The following is a 4,327-nucleotide window of genomic DNA, read 5'->3' on the forward strand; positions in this document are numbered from 1 at the left end:
TGGAGCGAACGGGCTTGTTTAAAAACGATCTCTCGTTAAGCTCTTCTTCATCCGACATACCGGCAATTTTATTAAACCCGCCTAAGGGAATAATCCGCAATGAATATACGGTCTCACCGTACTTACGGCTGTATAATTTCGGCCCGAAGCCGATAGCGAATTCATCGACTTGCATGCCCGTTAATTTGGCCGTAATAAAATGTCCCGCCTCATGAACAAAAACAATTAAGCTGAACACGAAGACGGTCGCTGCCAAGGTAATCCCCACGCTAAACTCCTTTCCCGAACCTAAGCCGCCAATACAAGGTAAGCATATACCAACGGTGCCGCAAGCAACAAGCTGTCAAAGCGATCTAAGATTCCGCCGTGACCGGGTATAACATGTCCCGAATCCTTAATTCCATAGGTTCTCTTCAACACAGATTCCACCAAATCCCCCAAGGGGGCCGCGATACCGATGACAACTCCTATTACCAAGGCATGGAGAACGGAAAAATGAAAACATAGGGAAAAGATAACGGAGGTAAGAATCGTACCGATAAAGCCGCCCAAAGCCCCTTCAACGGTCTTACCGGGACTGATAGTAGGGCAAAGTTTATTTTTTCCCAAGGCCCGTCCCGTAAAATAAGCAAACGTATCGCTTGCCCAGGTACAAAAAAGGAGGAGAAACATAAAAAAGCGTCCAGGCTCAAGCATTACAGCTGCAAAATCATTGGTATAATAAGACCCGACAGTGCCGCTGCGCAATGCTAAAACGGAAAAAAATCCGAGAGCAATATAAACGGCCCCGTAAAGAGTCCGTGCACTATCTGCCAAGGATATGTTTTTATGACGAATAACCGTACGTACCCAAAGGCAGACGGGTAATAGAACGGCAGCTAAAGTCATCAACTTTACACTGTCAAAGGCAAAGGCAGCCAACAAAAACAGAAGCCAACAGGTAACGGCTCTTTTGGGTATACCCTTACCTTCAGTTCCCGTCATCTTTACATACTCAAACCAACCGCCTACGGCGAGTAAAGCAATAAGTGCGAAAAAAGGCCAACCGCCTTCATAAATTATAAAAATTACGGCTGCACCGCCAATCAGGCCGGACGCCACACGTGTACTCAACATTTCTTACTCCTCATGCAAACCGCCGAAACGACGATCTCTTCCCTGATAAGATTTGATAGCCTCTATAAGCGTTTCTTTCGTGAAATCGGGCCAGCACAGGTCGGTGTACCAAAATTCGGCATAAGCGATTTGCCATAATAAATAATTACTGATACGTAAATCCGCCCCCGGGCGAATTAATAAATCCACTTCATTTTCAGGTGCTGTATACAAATAAGTGCTTATCAACTCTTCCGAAATCTGTGAAGCATCTATTTTTTTATTCTCCACATCTTTTACAATCGACTTTACAGCTGTCGCAATTTCCCCGCGACCACCGTAGTTGACAGCCACATTGACAATAAGCCCCGAATTCTTGTGCATAGAAATTTCCGCCGTATTAAACAGCTCTTGTAGGTCTTTCGACAAACGGGTTCTGTCCCCGATAAATCTCAATTGTACGTTTTTAGCATCCAAATCGGCAAGATTTTTCTTTAAATACGTAAGCATGAGATTCATAATATACGAAACTTCTTCTTCCGGTCTCTTCCAGTTTTCCGTGGAAAAGGCATAGACCGTAAGCACCTTGATTCCCAGTTCATCAGCAGCCATAATAATCTGCTTCAAGGTATCCGCTCCGGCTTTATGCCCGGCACTCCGGGGCATGCCGCGACGTTTGGCCCAACGGCCGTTACCGTCCATAATAATAGCTACATGGTGAGGAACTCGTGTCATATCTAAGGGCAAATCATTATGTTGAACCTCAATATCCGATTTTTCTTTGGAAAATAAATTTCCGAGCATACCCTAATTCTCCTATTTATGCAGTAACTTCTTTACAGTTTCGCCGGCCTCCATTCGGGAATTGGCTACCAATTCGACAGTGCCATTTTCCCCTTGCCGGACTCTTACTACATATAATCGATCCGAATCGGAATGAAAGAAACGGCTTGTCGATTCTGTCATGACGACTGTATAATTCATATTCTCTCGCTCTAATGAAGATTTGGCATACCCTAGGGGCATGCCAAATAAACTGTATATATCCATTATACTTCCATTACTTCTTTTTCTTTTTTATCTTTAATTTCATCTATTTGCTTTATCTTCGCATCCGTAATCTTTTGGATTTTCGTCTGTGCTTCCTTGCTGTCATCTTCCGTAATTTCTTTCTTCTTTTCACTCTTCTTTACGGCATCGTTCGAATCACGTCGAATATTTCGTACGGCAACTTTAGCATCTTCCGCCTCTTTGCCGACTTTTTTGCTTAATTCCTTACGGCGCTCTTCCGTAAGTTGAGGAATTTCAAGACGAATAATCGTACCGTCGTTATTGGGATTTAAACCCAAGTCGGACTTCAAAATAGCCTTTTCAATTTCACCGAGCATAGTACGTTCCCACGGAGAAATAGTAATTAAACGAGGTTCCGGAGCCGATACATTAGCCACTTGATTAACCGGTGTCGGTGTTCCGTAATAGTCGACGGATACACGATCTAACAAGGAGGTGCTTGCCCGACCGGTCCGAATGGAAGATAAGTTACGTTTAAAATTCTCAATCGTTTTATCCGCTTTAGCCTCACACTCATTTAATAATTCTTGAATTTCCATTGCCGTCACTTCCTTATCGCAAATATATTAACTATATGATACCGTTTTTATTCCCCTTTGTCGACTATCGTACCTACTTCTTTCCCTGATGCGGCGTCTACAATGTTACCGGGAATATCAATGGAAAATACGAGGATGGGAATATCGTTGGTCATACATAATGTCGTAGCCGTGGCATCCATAACGCCCAGTTCTTTTTTGATAACATCCAAATACGTCAATCTGTCAAATTTCTTAGCATCGGGATTCAGTTTCGGATCGCTGTCATAAACTCCGTCAACAAACTTTTTAGCCATTAAGATAGCATCGGCTTCAATTTCGGCGGCACGCAATGCTGCCGTTGTATCCGTCGAGAAGTAAGGATTGCCCGTGCCGGCTCCGAAGATAACAACGCGACCTTTTTCCATATGACGAATAGCACGACGACGAATATAAGGTTCCGCCACCTGTTGCATATTAATAGCTGTCTGAACGCGTGTAGCTATACCGAGCTTTTCCAAAGCATCCTGAAGGGCCAGAGAATTCATAACTGTTGCCAACATGCCCATATAATCGGCCGAGACTCGATCCATACCTTCGGCACTGCCCGAAAGACCGCGCCAAATATTACCTCCGCCCACAACAATGGCCACTTGAATTCCCTGCTTCGTTACCGTTGCAATATCACGGGCAATGAGGTCAACCGTCTTGGGGTCAATACCGTATCCCTGTTTTCCCGCCAAGGCTTCACCGCTTAATTTCAAGACGATTCGTTTAAAGTTTCTGTCCATCTCTGTTCCTCCCGAAAGCATTTGATTAGAAAATAAGAGAACACGGTTGGGTGTTCTCTTATGGGTATCTCTTTTATTTAGCTTGTGCCATTACTTCCGCTACGAAATCATCGTTACGCTTTTCAAGGCCTTCGCCCAATTCATAACGAACATAACGGCGAACATCGATTTTTTCACCGATCTTAGCAACAGCTTCCGTAATAACCTGTCCTACAGACTTGTCGGAATCTTTAATAAATTCCTGATCAAGCAGGCAGTTTTCTTTATAGTATTTTTCAATACGTCCGATAATCATCTTTTCAACGATCTTTTCAGGTTTTCCTTCATTCAAAGCTTGCTGACGAAGTACTTCTTTTTCATGTTCAATAACATCTTCGGGTACTTCTTCGCGCTTCAAATATGCCGGTTTAGCAGCCGCAATCTGCATGGCAACGTCTTTGCACAATTCTTTAAACCCTTCAGTTTGTGCAACGAAGTCCGTTTCGCAGTTTACTTCAACTAAAACACCGATACGGCCATTGCCGTGAATATATGAATATACGAGGCCTTCAGCAGCAACGCGGTCAGCTTTCTTAGCTGCTGCCGCCAACCCTTTTTCACGTAAGAAGTCGATAGCTTTTTCTTTATCTCCGTCTGTAGCAACAAGAGCTTTTTTGGCATCCATCATGCCGGCACCGGTAATTTCACGCAACTCTTTTACCAAAGCAGCGGTAATCTCCATGCCTTTACCTCCGATATTGTCATATATATTTATCTGACAATTAGCCCGAATAACCGTCTTTTACTGCTTGATGAGCATCTTCCTGCCAAGATTCAAAATGTTCTTTCGCATCTTTACCGATCTGAGCATCA

The 4,327-nt window shown here is 43.7% G+C and carries 7 protein-coding genes; all 7 read right to left on the reverse strand.

Annotated elements, in window-relative coordinates:
* A partial coding sequence (locus PGX78_RS06420; protein WP_270445949.1) for a site-2 protease family protein occupies positions 1–268 on the reverse strand: 268 nt, incomplete at its 3' end.
* A gap of 20 nt (positions 269–288) precedes the next feature.
* Positions 289–1,116 (reverse strand): phosphatidate cytidylyltransferase, encoded by an 828-nt coding sequence (locus PGX78_RS06425; protein ID WP_270445951.1) that lies wholly within the window; start codon positions 1,114–1,116, stop codon positions 289–291.
* Positions 1,117–1,119: 3 nt separating this feature from the next.
* Positions 1,120–1,899, reverse strand: a complete 780-nt coding sequence (locus tag PGX78_RS06430; protein WP_270445952.1) for an isoprenyl transferase — start codon at positions 1,897–1,899, stop codon at positions 1,120–1,122.
* A gap of 12 nt (positions 1,900–1,911) precedes the next feature.
* Complete coding sequence (locus PGX78_RS06435) at positions 1,912–2,079, reverse strand: hypothetical protein (protein ID WP_270445953.1); 168 nt, start codon at positions 2,077–2,079, stop codon at positions 1,912–1,914.
* Positions 2,080–2,144: 65 nt separating this feature from the next.
* Positions 2,145–2,705, reverse strand: coding sequence for a ribosome recycling factor (frr, locus tag PGX78_RS06440; RefSeq protein WP_006942507.1), 561 nt, complete (start codon positions 2,703–2,705; stop codon positions 2,145–2,147).
* Positions 2,706–2,752: 47 nt separating this feature from the next.
* On the reverse strand, positions 2,753–3,475 hold the full coding sequence (gene pyrH, locus PGX78_RS06445) for a UMP kinase (protein ID WP_270445954.1): 723 nt from the start codon (positions 3,473–3,475) through the stop codon (positions 2,753–2,755).
* A gap of 73 nt (positions 3,476–3,548) precedes the next feature.
* Entirely contained in the window at positions 3,549–4,196 is a 648-nt protein-coding gene (gene tsf, locus PGX78_RS06450) for a translation elongation factor Ts (protein WP_270445955.1), read from the reverse strand.
* Positions 4,197–4,327 lie beyond the last annotated feature (131 nt).

It is taken from the genome of Megasphaera sp. AF13-6AC (assembly GCF_027685385.1).
In the GTDB taxonomy this organism is placed as follows: domain Bacteria; phylum Bacillota; class Negativicutes; order Veillonellales; family Megasphaeraceae; genus Megasphaera; species Megasphaera micronuciformis.

Coding starts and splice junctions, on each gene's coding strand:
- frr (WP_006942507.1), bottom strand. CDS start 2,705: ATGGAAATTCAAGAATTATTAAATGAGTGTGAGGCTAAAGCGGATAAA.
- PGX78_RS06430 (WP_270445952.1), bottom strand. CDS start 1,899: ATGCTCGGAAATTTATTTTCCAAAGAAAAATCGGATATTGAGGTTCAA.
- PGX78_RS06435 (WP_270445953.1), bottom strand. CDS start 2,079: ATGAATTATACAGTCGTCATGACAGAATCGACAAGCCGTTTCTTTCAT.
- PGX78_RS06425 (WP_270445951.1), bottom strand. CDS start 1,116: ATGTTGAGTACACGTGTGGCGTCCGGCCTGATTGGCGGTGCAGCCGTA.
- tsf (WP_270445955.1), bottom strand. CDS start 4,196: ATGGAGATTACCGCTGCTTTGGTAAAAGAGTTGCGTGAAATTACCGGT.
- pyrH (WP_270445954.1), bottom strand. CDS start 3,475: ATGGACAGAAACTTTAAACGAATCGTCTTGAAATTAAGCGGTGAAGCC.